This is a genomic window from Lysobacter korlensis, from assembly GCF_042434515.1.
On record NZ_JBHLTG010000011.1, the window covers coordinates 17,945 to 40,023 of the forward strand.

The 22,079-nt window shown below is 67.1% G+C and carries 14 protein-coding genes and 3 rRNA genes; 4 read left to right on the top strand and 13 right to left on the bottom strand.

Translation table 11 applies throughout. From position 1 onward, the window contains the following. Positions 1-584: 584 nt before the first annotated feature. The 4 genes from rrf to tyrS all read right to left on the bottom strand — a co-directional run bounded on the left by rrf (position 585) and on the right by tyrS (position 7,970). A 5S ribosomal RNA gene (gene rrf / locus ACFFGH_RS30000) occupies positions 585-701 on the bottom strand. Positions 702-845: 144 nt separating this feature from the next. After that, a 23S ribosomal RNA gene (locus tag ACFFGH_RS30005) occupies positions 846-3,964 on the bottom strand. A gap of 503 nt (positions 3,965-4,467) precedes the next feature. Then, positions 4,468-5,988, bottom strand: a 16S ribosomal RNA gene (locus tag ACFFGH_RS30010). Together the 16S, 23S and 5S rRNA genes form the textbook arrangement of a ribosomal RNA operon. 686 nt (positions 5,989-6,674) lie before the next feature. After that, entirely contained in the window at positions 6,675-7,970 is a 1,296-nt protein-coding gene (tyrS, locus tag ACFFGH_RS30015; protein WP_386675780.1) for a tyrosine--tRNA ligase, read from the bottom strand. Between the two features lie 126 nt (positions 7,971-8,096). Here tyrS and ACFFGH_RS30020 point away from each other — a divergent pair, with 126 nt between their 5' ends. From ACFFGH_RS30020 to ACFFGH_RS30030, 3 genes are all read left to right on the top strand, one after another. Then, positions 8,097-8,729, top strand: coding sequence for a hypothetical protein (locus ACFFGH_RS30020; protein ID WP_386675782.1), 633 nt, complete (start codon positions 8,097-8,099; stop codon positions 8,727-8,729). Next, a complete protein-coding gene (locus ACFFGH_RS30025) occupies positions 8,726-9,304 on the top strand; it encodes a hypothetical protein (RefSeq protein WP_386675784.1) in 579 nt (192 codons plus the stop codon). The genes ACFFGH_RS30020 and ACFFGH_RS30025 overlap by 4 nt, the downstream gene beginning before the upstream one ends. A gap of 83 nt (positions 9,305-9,387) precedes the next feature. Then, the gene (locus ACFFGH_RS30030) at positions 9,388-10,962 is read left to right on the top strand and encodes an ATP-dependent DNA ligase (protein ID WP_386675786.1); all 1,575 of its coding nucleotides are present in this window, start codon (positions 9,388-9,390) and stop codon (positions 10,960-10,962) included. A 25-nt stretch (positions 10,963-10,987) separates the two neighbouring features. Here ACFFGH_RS30030 and ACFFGH_RS30035 read toward each other — a convergent pair whose 3' ends face one another. The 8 genes from ACFFGH_RS30035 to argC form a co-directional block, all read right to left on the bottom strand. Beyond that, the gene (locus ACFFGH_RS30035) at positions 10,988-11,338 is read right to left on the bottom strand and encodes a VOC family protein (protein WP_386675788.1); all 351 of its coding nucleotides are present in this window, start codon (positions 11,336-11,338) and stop codon (positions 10,988-10,990) included. Positions 11,339-11,369: 31 nt separating this feature from the next. Further along, positions 11,370-11,990 carry a DNA-3-methyladenine glycosylase gene (locus ACFFGH_RS30040; protein ID WP_386675790.1) on the bottom strand — a complete coding sequence of 207 codons (621 nt, stop codon included), beginning with the start codon at positions 11,988-11,990 and terminating at the stop codon, positions 11,370-11,372. Positions 11,991-11,992: 2 nt separating this feature from the next. Continuing rightward, complete coding sequence (gene argH, locus ACFFGH_RS30045; protein WP_386675792.1) at positions 11,993-13,411, bottom strand: argininosuccinate lyase; 1,419 nt, start codon at positions 13,409-13,411, stop codon at positions 11,993-11,995. Between the two features lie 93 nt (positions 13,412-13,504). Then, the gene (gene argF, locus ACFFGH_RS30050; protein ID WP_386675794.1) at positions 13,505-14,449 is read right to left on the bottom strand and encodes an ornithine carbamoyltransferase; all 945 of its coding nucleotides are present in this window, start codon (positions 14,447-14,449) and stop codon (positions 13,505-13,507) included. Continuing rightward, entirely contained in the window at positions 14,446-15,624 is a 1,179-nt protein-coding gene (locus ACFFGH_RS30055; protein WP_386675796.1) for an acetylornithine transaminase, read from the bottom strand. Before ACFFGH_RS30055 ends, argF begins: the two co-directional genes overlap by 4 nt. Continuing rightward, positions 15,621-16,520 (bottom strand): acetylglutamate kinase, encoded by a 900-nt coding sequence (gene argB, locus ACFFGH_RS30060; RefSeq protein WP_386675798.1) that lies wholly within the window; start codon positions 16,518-16,520, stop codon positions 15,621-15,623. The genes ACFFGH_RS30055 and argB overlap by 4 nt, the downstream gene beginning before the upstream one ends. Then, positions 16,517-17,668, bottom strand: coding sequence for a bifunctional glutamate N-acetyltransferase/amino-acid acetyltransferase ArgJ (argJ, locus tag ACFFGH_RS30065; RefSeq protein ID WP_386675800.1), 1,152 nt, complete (start codon positions 17,666-17,668; stop codon positions 16,517-16,519). Before argJ ends, argB begins: the two co-directional genes overlap by 4 nt. Then, positions 17,665-18,711 carry an N-acetyl-gamma-glutamyl-phosphate reductase gene (gene argC, locus ACFFGH_RS30070; RefSeq protein WP_386675802.1) on the bottom strand — a complete coding sequence of 349 codons (1,047 nt, stop codon included), beginning with the start codon at positions 18,709-18,711 and terminating at the stop codon, positions 17,665-17,667. Before argC ends, argJ begins: the two co-directional genes overlap by 4 nt. 228 nt (positions 18,712-18,939) lie before the next feature. Here argC and ACFFGH_RS30075 point away from each other — a divergent pair, with 228 nt between their 5' ends. Next, positions 18,940-19,467 (top strand): DUF937 domain-containing protein, encoded by a 528-nt coding sequence (locus ACFFGH_RS30075; RefSeq protein WP_386675804.1) that lies wholly within the window; start codon positions 18,940-18,942, stop codon positions 19,465-19,467. 52 nt (positions 19,468-19,519) lie between these two features. Here the strand turns inward: ACFFGH_RS30075 and pheT are convergent, their stop codons facing one another. Then, positions 19,520-22,078: a phenylalanine--tRNA ligase subunit beta gene (pheT, locus tag ACFFGH_RS30080; RefSeq protein ID WP_386675806.1), complete on the bottom strand. Its 2,559-nt coding sequence runs from the start codon at positions 22,076-22,078 to the stop codon at positions 19,520-19,522. Between the last annotated feature and the right edge of the window lies 1 nt (position 22,079).

Consider the following 22,079-nt stretch of genomic DNA (forward strand, 5'->3'; position numbering starts at 1 on the left):
CACCGTCCGCACGAGGAGGCCGGCGGTCACCGTCCGCACGAGGAGGCCGGCGGTCACCGTCCGCACGAGGAGGCCGGCGGTCACCGTCCGCACGAGGAGGCCGGCGGTCACCGTCCGCACGAGGCGGACGCCGGTCGCCGTCGTCGCGCTTCTGCCAGGGCCGCGCCGGCTGTCCGTGCTCCCGCGCACCCCCGTCGCTCTTCTTGCGCCATGGCCGGTCATCCGCGCCGTCCTCCGGCTTCTTGCGCCATGGCCGGTCTGCGCCGGGCTGCGCCTTGCCGGAGCGCGCGTCGCCGCCGCGGAACGGCGGCTTCCCACCCGTCGGCGGCTTGCCCTTCGCTGGTCCCGCGCTCGAGGAGTCCCGCGACTGGGGCTTGCGCCCGCCGGGCGTGCGACCGGGACGAGCTCCCGGCTCTGGGTTGTCGGCCAATGCGACTCCTTGGGCTCTCTGTTGTCTCGATGCTTCGATACGCGCTCCGCGCCACTCGGCACAAGTACGCGCTTCGCGCTCCCCGACCAGCGTCGTGGAAAGACGGTTAAATGCGAAAAGGCCACCCAACAATGGGTGGCCAATTCACAAAGAAGTCCGGCGGTGTCCTACTCTCCCACGAGGTCCCCCTCGCAGTACCATCGGCGCAGAAGGTCTTAGCTTCCGGGTTCGGAATGTGACCGGGCGTTTCCCCTTCGCTATGGCCGCCGAAACACTATTGATTTATCAATCGTCTGCGGTCAAGGTTCGGACCCTTCGACAAGCTCAGGGATCGAACGATGAGACGCGGTTCCCGACCGTAGATCAAGAACCACAAAGTGGACGCGAGCAACTGCAGCAATTCAAACGAATGTGTGTTGTCAAGTTATCGGCTTATTAGTACCGGTCAGCTCCATGGGTCTTTAGTCCCCACTTCCACATCCGGCCTATCAACGCAGTCGTCTGGCTGCGAGCCTCTCCCCCGAAGGGATGGAAATCTCATCTTGAAGCCGGCTTCCCGCTTAGATGCTTTCAGCGGTTATCCGTTCCGAACGTAGCTAATCAGCGGTGCTCCTGGCGGAACAACTGACACACCAGAGGTTCGTCCATCCCGGTCCTCTCGTACTAGGGATAGATCTTCTCAAATTTCCTACGCGCGCAGCGGATAGGGACCGAACTGTCTCACGACGTTCTAAACCCAGCTCGCGTACCGCTTTAATGGGCGAACAGCCCAACCCTTGGGACCTACTCCAGCCCCAGGATGCGACGAGCCGACATCGAGGTGCCAAACCATGCCGTCGATATGGACTCTTGGGCAAGATCAGCCTGTTATCCCCGAGGTACCTTTTATCCGTTGAGCGACAGCGCTTCCACAAGCCACTGCCGGATCACTAGTCCCGACTTTCGTCCCTGCTCGACTTGTCAGTCTCACAGTCAAGCTCCCTTGTGCACTTACACTCGACACCTGATTGCCAACCAGGTTGAGGGAACCTTTGGGCGCCTCCGTTACTTTTTGGGAGGCAACCGCCCCAGTTAAACTACCCACCAGGCACTGTCCCTGAACCGGATTACGGTTCGAAGTTAGATATCCAGAGTGACCAGAGTGGTATTTCAACAATGACTCCACCGACACTGGCGTGCCGGCTTCACAGTCTCCCACCTATCCTACACAAGCCACACCGAACACCAATACCAAGCTGTAGTAAAGGTCACGGGGTCTTTCCGTCCTGCTGCGCGTAACGAGCATCTTTACTCGTAGTGCAATTTCGCCGAGTTCGCGGTTGAGACAGCTGGGAAGTCGTTACGCCATTCGTGCAGGTCGGAACTTACCCGACAAGGAATTTCGCTACCTTAGGATGGTTATAGTTACCACCGCCGTTTACTGGGGCTTAAATTCTGAGCTTCGCCGTGAGGCTAACCCTTCCTCTTAACCTTCCAGCACCGGGCAGGCGTCAGTCCGTATACATCGTCTTGCGACTTGGCACGGACCTGTGTTTTTAGTAAACAGTCGCTTCCCACTGGTCTCTGCGGCCGTACAGCGCTTCCGGAGCAAGTCCGTTCACGCCTCAGGCCCCCCTTCTCCCGAAGTTACGGGGGCATTTTGCCGAGTTCCTTAACCACGATTCTCTCGATCTCCTTGGTATTCTCTACCTGACCACCTGAGTCGGTTTGGGGTACGGGCAGCTAGAACCTCGCGTCGATGCTTTTCTCGGCAGCATAGGATCACTGATTTCCCCCGTGAGGGGTACGCATCGGATCTCAGGCTATGTGAGAGACGGATTTGCCTATCTCTCGCCCTACGTCCTTACACCGGGACAACCATCGCCCGGCTCAGCTACCTTCCTGCGTCACACCTGTTAATACGCTAGCCGCACCAAATTGGGTCGAACGCTACGCCGGCACCCCGCACCCCGAAGGGATTGGTAGCGCCGGTTTCAGATTCTTAGCATTACTGGATTGGCTTGGGCGGTTCTTCGCCGGTACGGGAATATCAACCCGTTGTCCATCGACTACGCCTGTCGGCCTCGCCTTAGGTCCCGACTTACCCAGGGCGGATTAGCCTGGCCCTGGAACCCTTGGTCTTTCGGAGGACGGGTTTCTCACCCGTCTTTCGCTACTCATGCCTGCATTCTCACTCGTGTGGCGTCCACGGCTGGATCACTCCGCCGCTTCACTCGCCACACGACGCTCTCCTACCACTCCATGTGCCTGGACACCAAAGGTGCCGAGCTAATACATGAAATCTACGACTTCGGCGGTGTGCTTGAGCCCCGCTACATTGTCGGCGCGGAATCACTTGACCAGTGAGCTATTACGCACTCTTTCAAGGGTGGCTGCTTCTAAGCCAACCTCCTGGTTGTCTGTGCAACTCCACATCCTTTCCCACTTAGCACACGCTTAGGGGCCTTAGTCGGTAGTCTGGGTTGTTTCCCTCTCGACGATGAAGCTTATCCCCCACCGTCTCACTGCTGCGCTCTCACTTACCGGCATTCGGAGTTTGGCTGACGTCAGTAACCTTTTGGGGCCCATCGGCCATCCAGTAGCTCTACCTCCGGCAAGAAACACGCAACGCTGCACCTAAATGCATTTCGGAGAGAACCAGCTATCACGAAGTTTGATTGGCCTTTCACCCCTATCCACAGCTCATCCCCTCGGTTTTCAACCCAAGTGGGTTCGGCCCTCCACGACGTCTTACCGTCGCTTCAGCCTGGCCATGGATAGATCACTTCGCTTCGGGTCTAGGACATGCGACTGAATCGCCCTATTCAGACTCGCTTTCGCTACGGCTACCCCTCTCGGGTTAACCTCGCCACATATCGCTAACTCGCAGGCTCATTCTTCAAAAGGCACGCTGTCACCCCTACTAAGGAGGCTCCAACGGTTTGTAAGCAGACGGTTTCAGGTACTATTTCACTCCCCTCCCGGGGTACTTTTCACCTTTCCCTCACGGTACTTGTCCGCTATCGGTCATCTGGGAGTATTTAGGCTTACCAGGTGGTCCTGGCGGATTCACACGGGATTTCTCGGGCCCCGTGCTACTTGGGATCCTCTTCGCCGCTGCGCGACATTTCGACTACGGGATTGGCACCCTCTGTGATTGGCCTTTCAATGCCATTCGTCTATATCGCGCATGTCAACGTGTACTTCGGCAGAAGTACGTAAGAGTCCCACAACCCCGTCCATGCAACGCCTGCCGGCTATCACACATGAACGGTTTGGCCTGTTCCGGTTTCGCTCGCCACTACTAACGGAATCGCGGTTGCTTTCTCTTCCTGTGGGTACTGAGATGTTTCACTTCCCCACGTTCCCTCTACCCGCCCTATATATTCAGGCGGGAGTCACTGGGTCGCACGAAGCGCCCAGCGGGGTTTCCCCATTCGGAAATCCTCGGATCAAAGCTCGTTTATCAGCTCCCCGAGGCTTATCGCAGATTACTACGTCCTTCTTCGGCTCCAGATGCCAAGGCATCCACCGTCTGCTCTTAGAAACTTGACTACATGAGTTTGAATCGATCGCTAGACCGGGTCCGAGCGCTGCCGAAGCAGCTCCCATGACGCCGGCCAGAAATTGACCAATGATCTATGCACCTCCGAAGAGGTGCTGTAAATCTTGTAAATCATCGATGCCGTCACCCCGAGGGGTTCTTGCATCTCAGATCTAAGATGCTCGCGTCCACTGTGTAGTTCTCAAAATACGGGCGGTACCCCGACAGCTGACACTGAGGTCAACTGAACGAGGTCCAGAGGATCCGTTCGGCTCGGCAGCGTTTCCGCTCACCGTCGCCGGCCCGGTCCCTCAGGACCCAACAGCGTGCATGTCTCGAGCTCGTCGACCGGATCCGTTCCAGCTCCCGCGAGGAGAGCGTACTGAGACCCGAGCGCTTCGCTCGAGACCAATGTCAATGTTCCACCCATGAGCGCCACCAAGAACGTTCGTCCTTGTAGTGGCTGGCAGCTTGATCGCCCTGTATACAGAGGCGAGCTGCGCGTGCTCCTTAGAAAGGAGGTGATCCAGCCGCACCTTCCGGTACGGCTACCTTGTTACGACTTAGTCCTAATCACCGATCCCACCTTCGACGGCTCCCTCCAAAAGGTTGGGCCACCGGCTTCGGGTGTTACCGACTTTCATGACTTGACGGGCGGTGTGTACAAGGCCCGGGAACGTATTCACCGCAGCGTTGCTGATCTGCGATTACTAGCGACTCCGACTTCATGAGGTCGAGTTGCAGACCTCAATCCGAACTGAGACCGGCTTTTTGGGATTCGCTCCACCTTGCGGTATTGCAGCCCTTTGTACCGGCCATTGTAGCATGCGTGAAGCCCAAGACATAAGGGGCATGATGATTTGACGTCATCCCCACCTTCCTCCGAGTTGACCCCGGCAGTCTCCTATGAGTTCCCACCATTACGTGCTGGCAACATAGAACGAGGGTTGCGCTCGTTGCGGGACTTAACCCAACATCTCACGACACGAGCTGACGACAACCATGCACCACCTGTATACCGACCTTGCGGGGCGACTGTTTCCAGCCGTTTCCGGTATATGTCAAGCCTTGGTAAGGTTCTTCGCGTTGCATCGAATTAATCCGCATGCTCCGCCGCTTGTGCGGGCCCCCGTCAATTCCTTTGAGTTTTAGCCTTGCGGCCGTACTCCCCAGGCGGGGAACTTAATGCGTTAGCTGCGACACGGAGACCGTGGAATGGTCCCCACATCTAGTTCCCAACGTTTACGGCGTGGACTACCAGGGTATCTAATCCTGTTCGCTCCCCACGCTTTCGCTCCTCAGCGTCAGTTACGGCCCAGAGATCTGCCTTCGCCATCGGTGTTCCTCCTGATATCTGCGCATTCCACCGCTACACCAGGAATTCCAATCTCCCCTACCGCACTCTAGTTTGCCCGTACCCACTGCAGGCGCGAGGTTGAGCCTCGCGTTTTCACAGCAGACGCGACAAACCGCCTACGAGCTCTTTACGCCCAATAATTCCGGACAACGCTTGCACCCTACGTATTACCGCGGCTGCTGGCACGTAGTTAGCCGGTGCTTTTTCTGCAGGTACCGTCACTTTCGCTTCTTCCCTGCTAAAAGAGGTTTACAACCCGAAGGCCGTCATCCCTCACGCGGCGTTGCTGCATCAGGCTTGCGCCCATTGTGCAATATTCCCCACTGCTGCCTCCCGTAGGAGTCTGGGCCGTGTCTCAGTCCCAGTGTGGCCGGTCACCCTCTCAGGCCGGCTACCCGTCGTCGTCTTGGTGAGCCGTTACCTCACCAACTAACTGATAGGCCGCGAGCTCATCCCTGACCGAAATTCTTTCCAAGCGCTGAAGATGCCTTCGCGCTTCGTATCCGGTATTAGCTTCGGTTTCCCGAGGTTATCCCAGAGTCAGGGGCAGATTGCTCACGTGTTACTCACCCGTTCGCCACTGATCCGGAGGAGCAAGCTCCTCCTTCACCGTTCGACTTGCATGTGTTAAGCACGCCGCCAGCGTTCGTCCTGAGCCAGGATCAAACTCTCCGTAAATGTTTGATTGCACGGTGACCCGAGGGCCGCCGGCACATCTAGTTGCAGCGACTGGACCGAGGTCTGGGCCGCTGCGAGTTTGTCTGACTAAAGGATCGTCTTACTGACAATCCGTCTAATCCAAAGGAATCTCAATGACTGACCGAGGTCAGCCAACGAGGTTTTTGGCATTTGACATTGTGCACGCTGTTGAGTTCTCAAGGATCGGGCGCGCCTGTAGCTTTTCCATTTCTGGGGGGCTTCAGGGCAACTGTCCTAACCTACCATCTTCAGGGCCGATGTTCAAACCGGTTCCGACCGCCTGAGCGAGGCTCAGAGGCGTTCGGAGATCCCTGGATGGGGTCTCCATCCTAAGCTTGGGGCACGCCATCTACAAGAGATTTTGTTCCGCTTGGCTTGGAAGGATTTGGTCCCGCTTGAGGCCGGGAAGCTCTTCCGCTTTCCCGCACCTTTGGGGTGACAAGTAAGTAATTTACGTGGCTCCCGGCACTCCCGCAAATCTCGCCCGCAACCCGGGCGTGTCGCCCGGATTTCCGCGGTTCGCGCGTCCGCCGTCGGCGGCGGAGCACGCCGCGAAGCCGTGCTGCGGGATGATCGCGCTTCTGTCGGATGAGCGGAATAGCGCGCGATCATTCGAACGAACACGATCATCGGACGTGCCCGCGGGCGAGGGTCGGCGTGCAGGGTTAGCCGGCGACGCGGACGGCGGCGAGCGTGCGCTTGCCGCGGCGCAGCACCGCGTGCCTGCCGTGCAGCAGCTGCTCGAGCACGGCGGCGTCGGTGTCGACCTTCGCGTTGTTCACGTACACACCGCCCTGCGCGATGGCACGGCGCGACTCGCTCAGGCTCGAGGTGAGCCCTGTGTCGACGAGGAGCTGCACGATCGGGGCGCCGGCGGATGCGGTGGCCGAGGGCAGCTCGGACAGCGCCGCGGCGAGGGTCGCCTCGTCGAGTGCCGACAGGTCGCCCTGACCGAAGAGCGCGACGGATGCCGACTCCACGGCCCGCGCCGCCTCCGGTCCGTGGACGAGCGAGGTGACCTCGTCGGCCAGCCGCCGCTGCGCCCGCCGCTTGAACGGCTCCGTGCGCACCGACTCCGCGAGTTCCTCGATCTCGGCGCGACTGAGGAATGTGAAGACCTTGAGCCGCTCCACGACGTCCGCATCCGCCGTGTTCAGCCAGAACTGGTAGAAGGCGTAGGGCGTTGTCATCGCAGGATCGAGCCACACCGCGTTGCCCTCGCTCTTCCCGAACTTCGTCCCGTCGGAGTTGGTGATGAGCGGAGTGCCGACCGCATGAACAGTGGCGCCCTCAACACGGTGAATCAGGTCGATGCCGCTCGTGAGATTGCCCCACTGGTCGCTCCCGCCGGTTTGAAGCAGGCAGTCGTAGTTGCGGTAGAGCTCAAGGAAGTCCATGCCCTGCAGGAGCTGGTAGCTGAACTCCGTGTAGCTGATTCCGGCATCAGAGTTGAGCCGCGCGCTTACCGCGTCCTTCTTCAGCATCGTGCCGACCCGGTAGTGCTTGCCGATGTCGCGGAGGAAGTCGATCGCGCTGAGCGGTGCCGTCCAGTCCAGATTGTTCACCATGCGGAGGCCGTTGATCCCGTCCGCAGAGAGGTACCGGGATACCTGCTCGCGGAGTCGGCCCACCCATTCGGCGACGACCTCTTTGGTGTGCAGAGCGCGCTCGCTGGTCGGCCGTGGGTCACCGATCAATCCCGTGGATCCGCCAACGAGCCCGAGCGGTCGATGTCCGGCGAGCTGGAGTCGCCGCATGAGCAGCAACTGCACCAAGTGCCCCAGGTGCAGGCTCGGAGCGGTGGGGTCGAAGCCGCAGTAGTAGGTGACCGGCTCCCCCGCCAGCAGCCGCTTCAGCTCGTCCGTGTCGGTTGAGACATGAACGAGTCCGCGCCACACGATCTCGTCCCAGACGGACTCGAAGGTGTCGTCGTTGCGTTGGGAGGCGAGGACGGTCGTCACGCAACTACGGTAGCAGTGCGGCACCCGTGGCCTGGGCTCTCGTCCTCCCCTCAGGGTTGATCTTCACCACATCAGCCCTGTAGGGTTTATCACCGGAGAGTCAACTTCCGAGGCTAGCGAGGCGACGTGATCGTAGTGACGGCGGACCAGGTCGGCAGCCGGGACAACGCCGACCTCGTCGGCGCCATGGTGCAGCGACTCAACAACGACCTGGCCGACTTCCTCGTCCTTCCCGCCGACCGAACGGCGGGCGACGAGCTGCAGCTGCTGGTGTCATCCGGCACGGGGGCGCTGACCGCCGTGCTGCTCATGAGCCGTGAGGGTGTGTGGAGCATCGGCTGCGGCATCGGGCGGGCGAAGCAGCCGCTCGGCGCGAGCATTCGCGAATCGTCGGGCGACGCCTTCGTCGCCGCCCGGACCGCGGTGGACCGCGCGAAGAAGCGGCCGACCAGATTCGCGCTCGAGACCGAGCCGGCCTCCGAGCCGGCGCGCGACGCGGAGGCGCTGGTCGATCTGCTCCTGGTGCTGCGTGGCCGGCGCAGCACCGAGGGCTGGGAGCTGCACGACCTCCTGGCGACCGGTGCCACACAGGCGCAGGCCGCAGCGGAACTCGGCATCACTCCACAGGCGGCGAGCAAGCGGGCGCGGGCCGCTGAGCTCCGCGCGGAGCAGGCGGCGACGGGGGCGCTTGGTAGGCTTCTCGACACGCTGGACTCCCAGCACCATCTGGGCACCGAGCGGCAAGAGGGGACGCCGTGAACGTCGATGCACTTCTGGAATACGCGATCTGGAGCTTCGCGGTGCTCGCCATCGGCGGCGGCGCCGCGGCGGCCGTCGCATCGACGTGGCCCCGCAGGCAGTGGCTCATCGTGCCCGCCGCCGGGGTGGTCGCGCTCGTCCTTCTCCTCGGTCTGTTCGGGCTGGTGCCCGAGCCGCCCTTCCACGCGCTCGGGGTTCTCGCGGGTCTCGGCCTCGGCGTGATCGGCGTGGCCGGCGGCAGCCCGGTCGTGATCCTGATCCTGCGGGCCGCCAGCGCCAACGCGGTCCCGGGCACCCACGGCGGGATCCTGGTCGACGGGAAGGGAGACACTCCCCCACCCCGTCGGGAGATCCTGCGCGGCGGCGCGACGATCGGCTACCTCGAGCGGGCGGCGGTGATCGGGTGCATCCTGGCCGGACAGCCCGGCGGCGTGGCGGTGCTGGTGGCCATCAAGGGTCTCGGCCGCTTCTCCGAGTTGGAGAATGCGCTCGCCCGCGAGCGGTTCCTGATCGGCTCACTCGCCAGCCTGCTCTGGGCCGGCGCCTGCGTCGCGGCCGTCATGATCTGGTGGTGACCGGCTCGGACGGCTGAGCCGCGGCGCTGGGCGGTCCACCGGCGGAGCGTGCGCCATCGGGCGCCGACCAGCAGAATTGCAGTGTGCTGCTCGCCGACGTCGCCGCCACCTCGATGGCGGTCGCCGCCACACGCTCCCGCCTCGCGAAGCGCTCGCTCCTCGTCGACCTCCTCCGGCGGACGGGTCCGGACGAGATTCCGGTGGTTGCCCGGTACCTCGGCGGCGAGCTCCGCCAGCGTCGGACCGGCCTCGGCTGGCGCTCCCTGAGCTCGCTGCCCGGTCCTGCGGCCGAGCCGTCACTGGAGGTTCTTGCCGTCGACGCCGCCTTCGAGCGGATGGCGAGCCTCGCAGGCTCCGGTTCGAGCACTGCCCGATCAGCGCTCGCTCGTGACCTGTTCGCGGCAGCGACCGCGGACGAGCAACGCCTGCTGCGCGGCCTCGTGACCGGGGACCTTCGACAGGGCGCCCTCGACGCCCTGCTCCTCGAGGCGGTGGCCGAGGCGGCGGGCGTGCCGGCGGATGCGGTCCGGCGAGCGGCGATGCTCGCCGGCGGAACGGAGCCGGTCGCCGAGACCGCACTCCTCGCCGGTTCGCCTGAGGCGGCGCTCGAGGCGCTCGCGAGCATCGGCCTCACGGTCGGGCGGCCCGTGCGGCCGATGCTCGCGTCGTCCGCTCCGGACGTCGCGGCGGCGTTCAGCGGGATCGGCGGCAGGGAGGTGGTCGTCGACGCGAAGCTCGACGGCATCCGCGTCCAGGTGCACCGCGATGGCGAGGACGTGCGCGTCTACACCCGCAGCCTCGACGACATCACCGATCGTGTTCCCGAGCTCGTCGCCGTGGTGCGGGGTCTCCCGGTCGACGTCGTGGTGCTCGACGGCGAGGCCGTAGCCCTGGATCCGGATGGGCGGCCCCGCCTCTTTCAGGAGACCGCGGCGCGCAGTGCGACGAGTGACGCGGAACTGGCAGCGGCGACGGCGCTGACCCCGTTCTTCTTCGACGTGCTCCATGTCGACGGCCGTGACCTCTTCTCCGTCCCCCTCATCGAGCGCCTCGCGGTGCTGGATCGGGTCGCTTCGGGGCACGTGGTGGAACGGGTGGTCACTGCGGACGCCGCGGCGGCCGAGAAGGCATTCGCGGCGTGGGTCGCCGCCGGCCAGGAGGGGGTGATCGTCAAGGACACCGCGTCGGCCTATGACGCGGGACGCCGTGGATCGGCGTGGGTGAAGGTGAAGCCGCGGCATACGCTCGACCTGGTCGTCCTCGCCGTCGAGCGAGGCTCCGGCCGTCGCACCGGCCTACTGTCGAACATCCACCTCGGCGCACGCGATCCGGCCGGCGGCTTCGTGATGCTCGGCAAGACCTTCAAGGGAATGACCGACGAGATGCTGGCGTGGCAGACCGCGCGCTTCACCGAGCTCGCGCTGGAGGACGACGGGTGGACGGTGCGGGTGCGCCCGGAGCAGGTCGTCGAGATCGCGTTCGACGGGCTGCAGCGCTCGACCCGGTACCCTGGCGGCCTCGCGCTGCGGTTCGCCCGGGTGCTCCGCTACCGGTCCGACAAGAGCGCCGCGGAAGCCGACACGATTGACACGGTGCGGGCTCTCGCGGCGTCCGGAAGCGACGGAACTGCGCGCACCGATTCGAGCAGCGACACCTGACCCACCGGCCCGGACGCGGCCTGACTCAGCCGGCGGGCTGCTCGTCGTAGATGCCGATCAGATTGCCCTCGCTGTCGCGGATGTACGCCCACCGGGCGTTCTCGCCCATCGGCTCGATGGAGCCGATCAGCTCGCCGCCGCGCGCCCGGGCCGCCTCGATGGTGTCCTCCAGCCGGTCGACCGTGAACACGACCGTCGGATGCGGGGTGGCCCCGCGCTGGTGCAGGTCGCCGTTGATCCCCGCACCGCCGGGTGCCCGCAGCATCCCCATCTCCTCGGTCCACGGCTCGTAGGTGAAGCCGAGCACCTCCGAATAGAACGCCTGAGCGCGTGCGATGTCGTCTGCGGGGATCTCGAAGTGCTCTACCTTGGCCATGGTTCGAGCATTCCGGGAGCGGCTTCCGGGGTCAAGCGCCCGGAGTTGCGGCCACGGCCGATACCCGGCGTTTCGGCGTGTGGGCCTTGTAGGGCGACACCGTCGGGTCGCCGGGGATCCAGTACCGCCACGGGTACTCGGAACCGCCGCCAGGCCCCGCGACGCCGGTGCGCGGCCCCGTCTCGAACACGGACGGCGTGTCGGCGAGTTCCAGCCGCACCGGCCCGGCCGCGAGATCCGAGCCGCCGTGCTCGAGTGTGATGCCAAGCGCCACCGCCAGCCGGGCAGGACCCTGCGCCAGGTCGGTGTCCTTGCGGCTGGTGGTGCGCCGCAGCCTCGCCAGCTCGACGCCCTCGACCACCTCGCCGGCGCGCAGCAGCACCGCCGTCGCCGTCCCCACCTGACCGCAGACGATGTTGGCGCAGACATGCATGCCATAGGTGAAGTAGGTGTAGAGGTGCCCGGCGCGGCCGAACATCACCGCGTTCCGAGGCGTCTGCCCACGGAACGCGTGCGACCCGGGATCGAGATGCCCGAGGTACGCCTCCAACTCGGTGAGTCGCACCGCGACCTCACCGTGACGGACCACCGAGCCGAGCAGCCGCGGTGCGACCTCGGTGGCGGACTGCTCCAGCAGCGAGCGGTCGAACACGCTCAGCGGGGGCTCTGCAGGTGCCGCACCCGCTCCGTGAGCTGGGCGAGCTGCTCGCGCACCCGCTCCGGCGCGGTTCCGCCGACGCCCGATCGGCTCGCGATCGAGCCCTCGACGGTCAGGACCGAACGGACGTGCCCGGTCAGGTGCGGGGAGATGGCGGCGTACTGCTCGTCGGTCGGCTCGTGGAGCTCCAGCCCGTGCTCCTCGCAGAACCGGACCAGCGCGCCGCTGATCTCGTGCGCCTCGCGGAACGGCACCCGCTGCCGCACCAGCCAGTCGGCGACGTCGGTGGCGAGGGAGAAGCCCTGCGGGGCCAGCTCCGCCATCCGCTCCGTGTCGAACGTGAGGGTGGCGACCATGCCGGTGAAGGCGGGCAGCAGCACCTCCAGGGTGGTGATGGAGTCGAAGACCGGCTCCTTGTCCTCCTGCAGGTCCCGGTTGTAGGCGAGCGGCAGGCCCTTCAGAGTCGCGAGCAGCCCGGTGACGTTGCCGATCAACCGCCCCGCCTTGCCGCGGGCGAGCTCCGCGATGTCGGGGTTCTTCTTCTGCGGCATGATCGACGAGCCGGTGGAGTATCCGTCGTGCAGCCGCACGAATCCGAACTCCCGGGTCGCCCAGAGGATGATGTCCTCCGCGAACCGCGACAGATCCACGCCGATCTGCGCGGCGATGTAGGCGAACTCGGCGACGACGTCGCGGCTGGCAGTGGCGTCGATCGAATTCTCCGTCGGCGCCCCGAGACCGAGCTCGCGGGCGACCAGCTCTGGGTCCAGTCCGAGTGTCCCGCCGGCGAGTGCGCCCGCTCCATACGGCGAGGCCGAAGCGCGGCGGCGCCAGTCGTGCAGCCGTTCGAGGTCGCGCACCAGCGGCCACGCGTGCGCGAGCAGGTGATGCCCGAGCAGCACCGGCTGGGCGTGCTGCAGGTGCGTCCGTCCCGGCATCGCCGCGGTGCCGTGCGCGTCGACCTGCGAGGCGATCGCGTCGAGCAGCTGCACCACGTGGTGCTCTATCGCGGCGGCCCGGTCGAGGAGGTAGAGCCGGATGAGCGTGGCGATCTGGTCGTTCCGGCTGCGGCCGGCGCGCAGACGTCCGCCGAGCTCGGGACCGACGACCGCGATCAGCTCCCGCTCGAGTGCGAAGTGCACGTCCTCGTCGCTCTCCAGCGGCCGGATGGTGCCCGCCTCCACGCCGTCGAGCAGCACGTCGAGGCCGGCCAGCATCCGTTCCAGCTCATCGCCGGAGAGGTACCCGGCCGCGGCGAGCGCCTTGGCGTGCGCCTTCGAGCCGGCGATGTCGTATGGCGCGAGCGCCCAGTCGAAGTGGGTCGACCGGCTGAGCGCCGCGAGCTCCGGCGATGGGCCGTCGGTGAACCGGCCGCCCCAGAGCGCGCCCGACGATCCGGTTCCGGGATCTGCCATCTGCTTGGGTCTCCTTGTGATGTTCCTGCGGTGATTGTTCCCGTTTCGGCTCGATGGTGGCGCCGCGGCGGGCACATCGAGCCGGAACGGGAACTATTGCGGAGGGGTGGGGGTGCCGGCTCGCTCCAGGAGCCAGACCAGCAGCGCCTTCTGCGCGTGCAGACGGTTCTCCGCCTCGTCCCAGATCACGCTCTGCGGGCCGTCGATGACCGCGGCGTCGACCTCGTAGCCGCGGTCGGCGGGGAGGCAGTGCAGGAACACGGCGTCCGCCGCGGCGGCCGCCATGGTGTCGGCCGTCACCCGGTAATCCCCGAAGACGGCGACGCGGGTCGCCTTCTCCTCCTCCTTGCCCATCGACACCCAGGTGTCGGTGACCACGACATCAGCGCCCGCGACGGCAGCGGACGGCTCGCGGAACACCGCGACGGAGCCGCCGGTCCGGGCGGCGATCGCCTCGGCGTCGCCGATCACGGCCGGTGCCGGCGCGAAGTCCTCCGGGCTGCCGACGCGCACGTTCATCCCCGCGGTCGCACCGGCAAGCAGGTAGGACTGCGCCATGTTGCTCGCCCCGTCGCCGAGGAACGCGACGGTGAGCCCGGCGAGGGCGCCCTTGTGCTCCCGGATGGTGAGCAGGTCGGCGAGCAGCTGACAGGGGTGGAAGTCGTCGCTCAGCGCGTTCACCACCGGCACCGTGGTGCCGGCCGCCATCTCCTCCAGTCCCGCCTGGCCGTAGGTCCGCCAGACGATGGCGGACACCATGCGCTCCAGCACGCGGGCGGTGTCTGATGGGGTCTCCTTGCCGCCGAGCTGGCTGTTGGCGGTGGAGATGATCAGCGGGTTGCCTCCGAGGTCCGCGATGCCGACGGCGAAGCTGACTCGGGTGCGGGTCGAGGACTTGTCGAAGATCACCGCGACCGTCTGCGGCCCGGCCAGCGGTTTGCGGGAGAACCGGTCGGCCTTCAGTTCCTCGGCGAGGTCGAGGATCTCGCGCTGCTCGTCGGGGCTGAGGTCGTCATCGCGCAGGAAGTGTCGGGTCATGCGGCTGCCTCCAGCGCTCGGGGGAAGAGATCCAGGAACAGTGCGACCTCGGCGTCGCCGATGATGAGCGGCGGCGCGAGACGGATGGTGCTGTCGTTCGCGGCGTTCACGATCAGCCCGAGCTCGAGCGCTGCAGCGGACACCTTCGCGGCGACCGGCTCGGTCAGCGCCACGCCGAGCAGCAGCCCTCGGCCGCGGACGGCGCCGATGAGTGGCGAGCCGAGGCCCAGGATGCCGTCGCGCAGCTGCTCCCCCCTGGCCTTGGCGTTCTGCACCAGCCCGGCGCGCTCGATCTCGGCGAGCACCGCGTCGACCGCCGCGGTGGCGAGCGGGTTGCCGCCGAAGGTGCTGCCGTGCTGGCCCGGCCCGAGCAGGTCGCTCGTGGCGCCGAAGGTGACCAGCGCTCCGACCGGCACGCCCGCACCGATGCCCTTCGCCAGCGTCACCGCGTCCGGGACGATGCCCTCATGCTGATACGCGAACCAGTCGCCCGTGCGGCCTGCGCCGGTCTGGATCTCGTCGAGCACCAGCAGCGCCCCGTGCTGGTGGGTCAGCTCCCGCGCCCGGCGGAGATAGCCGTCCGGGAGCTCGACGACGCCCGCCTCGCCCTTGATCGGCTCCAGCAGCAGCGCCGCGACATCCGGTCCCATCGCCGCCTCGAGGGCGGCGATCGAGGAGTCGATGTGCTCCACCCCGGGGATGAGCGGCTCGAACGCCTCCCGAAGCGCGGGCTTGCCGGTCAGCGAGAGGGAGCCCATCGTGCGGCCGTGGAAGCTGGACTGCAGGGTGAGCACGCGCTTGCGTCCGGTGAGCCGAGTCAGCTTGAACGCCGCCTCGATCGCCTCAGCGCCGGAGTTGCAGAAGAACACCCGGCCGTCCTCACCGGCGCCGGTGAGTCGGAGCAGGCGTTCGGCAGCGCCGATCTGCGCGCGGCTGGCGAAGTAGTTCGAGATATGCACCACCTGCGCCGCCTGCGTGGCGAGGGTCTCGACCACCACCGGATGTGCGTGGCCGAGCGAGTTCACCGCGATGCCGGCGAGGAAGTCGAGGTACCGCTTGCCCTCCGCGTCCCATACCGAGGCGCCCTCGCCGCGGTCGAGGATCGCGAGAGGGGTGGGGACGGAGCGCATCAGGGCGGCGGAGTGCCGCTGGACCAGGTCGTCGGTGTCGGTCACGGTGTCGTCACCTCCGTGCCGATACCGCTCTGCGTGAAGATCTCGAGCAGGATCGAGTGCGGCTCCCGGCCGTCGATGATCGCGGCCTTCGGCACGCCGCCCTCCACCGCCTCCAGGCACGCAGACATCTTCGGGATCATGCCGGACTCGAGCGACGGCAGCAGTTCCCGCAGCTCATCGGTGTCGATCGCCGAGACCAGGGAATCGCGGTCAGGCCAGTTCCGGTAGAGGCCGGCCACGTCGGTGAGGATGACGAGCTTCGCGGCGCCCAGCGCGACGGCGAGCGCCGCCGCCGCAGAATCGGCGTTGACGTTGAGGGACTGCCCGGGTTCGTCGAGGTCCGGAGCGATCGAGGAGACGACCGGGATGCGCCCCGCGTCGACGAGCGCGAGCACCGCCGCGGGGTCGACATCGACGACGTCGCCGACCTGTCCGATGTCGATCGTCTCCCCATCCACCATGGCGCCGCGGCGCCGGCCGCGGAACAGCCCGGCGTCCTCTCCCGAGACTGCGGAGGCGAGCGGACCGTGCTCGTTGATCAGGCTGACCAGCTCCCTGCTCACCTGCCCGGTGAGCACCATGCGCACGACGTCCATCGCCTCCGGGGTCGTGACGCGGTAGCCGCCGACGAAGCGGCTCGGGATGCCGAGCCGCTCGAGCATCGCGGAGATCTGCGGACCTCCCCCGTGCACCACGACCGGCCGGATGCCCGCATACCGCAGATAGACCATGTCCTCGGCGAACGCGCGCTTCAGCCCGTCATCGACCATGGCGTTGCCGCCGAACTTCACCACGATCGTCTGCCCGGAGTACCGCTTCAGCCACGGGAGGCTCTCGATGAGCGTCGACGCCTTCGCTGCGGCGGTGGGGTCGAATCCGGTTGTGTCGTCGGTCATGAGCTGTAGGCGCTGTTCTCGTGAACGTAGTCGTGGGTGAGGTCGTTGGTGCGGATGCTGGCCGACGCGGTGCCGGACTTCAGGTCGATGAGCACATCCATCCGGCGGGGTGTCAGGTCGACGAGGTCGCGTGGCTGGTCGGGTTGCCCCTCGGAGCACACCCGGACGCCGTTCATCCAGACGTCGACCCGGTATGGGTCGAACACGGCGTGCGTTGTGCCGATCGCGGCGAGCACACGGCCCCAGTTGGGGTCGTTGCCGAACACCGCGGCCTTGAACAGATTGTTCCTGGCCACCGACCGGCCCACCTCGACGGCGTCGTGCTCGGTGTGGGCGGCCCGCACCTCGATGACGATGTCGTGGCTCGCCCCCTCGGCATCCGCCTGCAGCTGCGCCGCGAGGTCGTCACAGGCGCGGGTCAGCGCCTCGGTGAACTCGTCGAAGGCGGGGCGGATGCCGGACGCGCCGGATGCCAGCACGGTCACCTGGTCGTTGGTCGACATGCAGCCGTCCGAGTCGAGCCGGTCGAACGTCACCCGAGCTGCACGGCGAAGCGCCCGGTCGAGGTCTTGCGTCTCGACGTCCGCGTCGGTGGTGAGGACCACGAGCATGGTCGCGAGGCCGGGCGCCAGCATGCCGGCTCCCTTCGCCATCCCGCCGATGCTCCAGCCGTCACCCTCGACGACGGTCGTCTTCGGCACGCTGTCGGTGGTCATGATCGCCCGCGCAGCGTCGGCTCCCCCACCGTCGGCGAGCGCTCCGGCGGCGGCGGTCACCCCGGCGAGGACCTTGTCGCGGTCGAGCTGCTCGCCGATGAGTCCGGTCGAGCAGACCAGGACGTCACCGGCGGAGACCTGGAGGGCCTCAGCGACCGCCTCGGCGGTGGCGTGGGTGGTCTGGAACCCCTGGGGGCCGGTGAAGCAGTTCGCGCCTCCGGAGTTCAGCACGATCGCTGCAGCGGTGCCGTCCGCGACCACCTGCTGCGACCAGAGGATGGGGTTGGCCTTGGCCCGGTTGCTGGTGAACACGGCGGCGGCGCTCTGCTGCGGACCCCGGTTGACGACCAGGGCGAGGTCGAGGCCGCCGCTCTGCTTCAGCCCGCACTCGACCCCGGCCGCCTCGAACCCGGCCGGAACGGTGACGCTCACGGGGCGATCCCCTCGAGGGGCAGGCCCAGCGTCTCCGGGAGGCCGAGCGCGAGGTTGGCCGATTGGATCGCGGCGCCTGCTGTGCCCTTCACGAGGTTGTCGATCGCCGTGACGGTCACCAGGCGCCGGGCGTCGTCGTCGACCGCGATGCCGACGAGCGCCGTGTTGGCGCCCACCGTCTCCGCGGTGCGGGGGAACTCCCCCTCCGGCAGCAGGTGCACGAACGGCTCTGCGCCGTACGCCTCCTCGAACGCCTTCCTGGCATCCGCGAGGGTCTTGCCCTCGGCGAGCGTGGCTGTGGAGGTCGCGAGGATGCCGCGGGACATCGGCACGAGCACCGGGGTGAACGAGATCCGCACGTCCGCTCCCCCGGCGGCGGTGAGGTTCTGTTTGATCTCCGGCGTGTGCCGGTGGACGCCGCCGACGGCGTATGGGGCAGCGCTGCCGGAGATCTCGCTTGCGAGCAGGTGGGGTTTCAGGCTCTTGCCTGCGCCGGAGGTGCCGACGGAGAGGACGGCGACCAGGTCGTCGGTCTCGATGACGCCGGCCCGGACGGCCGGGGCGAGTCCGAGGGTGATGGCGGTGACGTTGCAGCCGGGCACGGCGATCCGCTTGGAGCCGGCGATCGCCTCGCGCTGCGGCCCCGTCCCCTCGCGGACCAGCTCGGGCAGGCCGTACGTCCACGCGCCGAAGTACTCGCCGCCGTAGAAGCGCTCCCAGTCCGCCTCGCTGACCAGCCGGTGGTCTGCCCCGCAGTCGACGACGAGCGTGGCGTCGCCGAGGTGTGCGGTGATCTCACCTGACTTGCCGTGCGGCAGGGCGAGGAAGACGACGTCATGCCCGCGCAGGTGCTCAGGGCTGGTCTCGACGAGGGTCAGGTGCGCGAGCGAACGCAGGTGCGGCTGCACCGAGATGAGGTCGGAGCCGGCGTTCGAGAACGCGGTGACTGTGCGCACCTCGAATTCGGGATGTGCGGCGAGCAGCCGGAGGAGCTCACCGCCCGCGTAACCGCTCGCACCGGCGACGGCAACGGAGAAAGGCATTTCTCTACCTTATTGATCGAATGGACAGGGGCCTGAAGGCGGCGGCGTCGCACTCGTGCTGGGGTCAGCGGTGCGACGTCGCCCGGATTCGGCGCACGCGTCGCACGGAGGAGGCCGAGAGAAGGCCCGCGATCCGCACGCTGTCCATGCCGAAAACCCTACTCCCTCCCAGGACGCCTCGATACCGTGTGCGGCCGGACCACACGACGACCCGCGGAAAGGATCCAAATGCCTGCTCTCGACGACCTGTTCGATCAGATCCCGGTCGGCGACATCGCCAAGCGCCTCGGCGTGGAGGAGGACGTCGCCCGCGCCGCGGTGCACAAGGCGGTGCCCGGGCTGGTGTCCGGCATCAAGGCGAATGCGGACGACCCGAACGGGGCCCAGTCGCTGGAGAAGGCGCTCGGAAAGCACCGCGACCGGCCCGTCTCCCGGCGAAGCGTCGACGAGATCGACACGGACGACGGCGACCGGATCGTCAGCAACGTGTTCGGTGAGCGCCGCAGCCAGGTCACGCAGACCCTCGCGGACGCCGAGCCGAAAGCCGACTCGGGGCTGATCGCCAAGGTGCTGCCGATGATCGCGCCGATCGTCATGGCGTGGCTCGCGAAGCAGGCGGGCGGCGGAGGCGGACTGGGCGGGATGCTGGGCGGACTGCTCGGCGGCGGTGGCGCGAAGTCCGGCGGCGCCGGGAGCGGACTGCCGGGTGGGCTGGGCGACGCCCTCGGCGGACTCCTCGGCGGCGGCAAGCGATAGCGTCCGGTGGTTGAGGAGCGCCCCTGGCGGGCCTCCTCAACCACTCGGAACGCTACTCGCGGAGGGCGGCGCCGAAGCGGTCGGCGGCCGCGGCGAGGCCCGAGAGCTTCGCCTCCGTGGCCTCGGCCGCGGTGAGCGTGCGATCGGGCGCGCGGAAGCGCAGCGCGAAGGTGAGCGACTTCGTGCCCGGCTCGATGCCGGCGCCACGGTAGTCGTCGACCAGCGTGATCCGCTCGAGCAGCGGCCCGGCGCCGGCGGCGATCGCGCGGAGCACATCCCCGGCCGGCGCCTCGGCGGGCACGACGAGCGAGAGGTCCTGCGTCGCGGCCGGGTAGCCCGAGATCGGCGTCGGCGTGACCTCGGCCGGCGCCGCGGTGATCACCGCGTCGAGATCGAGCTCGAACACGGCGACGGTGCGCGGAAGGTTCAGCTCCGCCGCGAGAGCGGGCAGCACCTCGCCGGCGACACCGACGACGGTGTTCCCGATCAGCACGGAGGCGGTGCGGCCGGGGTGCAGTGCCGGGTTGCCCCCGGCCTCGAAGCGCACGTCCGCGCCGACGGCCGCGCCTACCTGGCGTGCCGCATCGAGGGCGTCCGACAGTCCCGCCGGGACGCCGGGCTGACCCGGTTGCTTCGGCACCGCGTCGCCGAGGAAGAGGCCGCCGACATGCCAGCTCTGCGGTGGGATCGAATCGTGCAGGGCGGCCAGCGTGTCCGCATCCGGAAGCGCTGCCCCGGCCGGCAGCCGCCCCTCGAATCCGTACTCGCCGCGCTCGGGGAGGAAGGCGGCGCCGACCTCGAACACCCGCACATCCACGAGTCCGCGGGACAGGTTGCGTCGGGCGATCTCGAGCAGTCCGGGCAGCAGCGAGCGGCGCATGAGGGGCGCCTCGGCGTCCAGCGGATTCGCGAGCCGCACGGAGGGCGCGTCGCCGCTCACCGCCTGCTGCTGCTTCTCGGTCAGGAACGGGTAGGCCAGCACCTCGGTCGCGCCGTTGGCAGCGAGCACCTGGGCGACCTGCCTGCGGAGTCGCTGCGCCCGGCTGAGCCCACGGCCGGGCGGCGCGGTCGGCAGCTCCGACGGGATGCGGTCGTACCCCGCGATCCGCGCCACCTCCTCGATGAGCGAGGCGCTGTCGATGAGGTCGGGCCGCCAGCTCGGCGGGGTGACGGTGAAGCCGTCGTCGGTCTCGGCCACGTCCGCGCCGATCCTGGTGAGGATCTCCGCGGTCTCCTGCGGCGTATACCGGACGCCGGTGAGCCGGGAGGCCGCGTCCGCGCGGAGCTGGATCGGCGCACGCGCCGGCAGGTCCTTTCGCACGGAGCCGAGCGGGTCGGCGGTGCCACCCGCGAGGTCCACGAGCAGCTGCGCCACCCGGGCGGCGGCGGCCTCCGCGACCTCAGGGTCGACGCCGCGCTCGAAGCGCTTCGACGCCTCGCTCGGCAGCTTGTGCCGCCGGGCGGTGCGGGCGATCGACATCGGATCGAAGTTCGCGGCCTCGATCAGGACATCGGAGGTCGACGGGGAGATCTCGGCGGTGGCACCGCCCATCACGCCCGCGAGACCGATCGCGCCGGACCCGTCGGTGATCAGCAGGTCCTCCGGTGACAGCGTGCGGGTCACGCCGTCGAGCGTCTCGAGGGTCTCCCCCGTCTCAGCGCGTCGCACGGTGATGCCACCGGTGAGCTTGGCGAGGTCGTACCCGTGAATCGGCTGCCCGAGCTCCCACATCACGTAGTTCGTGATGTCGACCGGCAGCGAGATGGAGCGGATGCCGGCGAGCTTCAGCCGCGACCGCATCCACGGCGGTGTCGGCCGATTGGGGTCGATTCCCCGCACCACGCGGGTGACGAAGACGCTGCACCCGACGCGGCCCCGGATGGGTGCCTGGTCGTCGACCGTGACCGGGTACTCGGTCGCTGAGCCGGCCACGGCCCGCCACTCGGACAGGTTCTCCTCAACCGGCTGCGCGACCGCGGGATCCCGGAACGCGGCGCCGGTGGAATGCGAATACTCCCGCGCGATGCCACGCACCGAGAACGCGTATCCGCGGTCCGGGGTGACGTTCACCTCGACGGCGAAGTCCTCGAGGCCCAGCACCTCCAGGGCGTCGACGCCCGGCTCGGGGTCCAGCCCCATCGTCGACAACACGAGGATGCCGTCGTGCTCCTCACCGAGGCCGAGCTCCTTGACGGAGGCGATCATGCCGTCCGAGATATGCCCGTAGGTCTTGCGTGCCGAGATGGGGAACGGTCCCGGCAGCACCGCGCCCGGCAGGCTCACGACCACCTTGTCGCCGACGGCGAAGTTCGAGGCGCCGCAGACGATGCCTCGGATGTCTCTCGCGTGTCTTCCGCCTGTCGCTGGTCCGGAGCCTGTCGAAGCGGAAGGGCCGACGTCGACCTGGCACCAGCGGATGGTCTTGCCGTTCGACTGCGGCTCGTCGGCGAAGTCGAGCACCTGGCCGACGACGACCGGGCCGAGAACACCGAAGCTGTGCTCGGCCTCCTCCTCGAATCCGACGCGCACAAGAGCGGCGTGCAGGTGCTCGGCGGTCACCGCGTCCGGCAGGTCGACGTACTCGCCGAGCCAGCTGACTGGGATTCTCAAC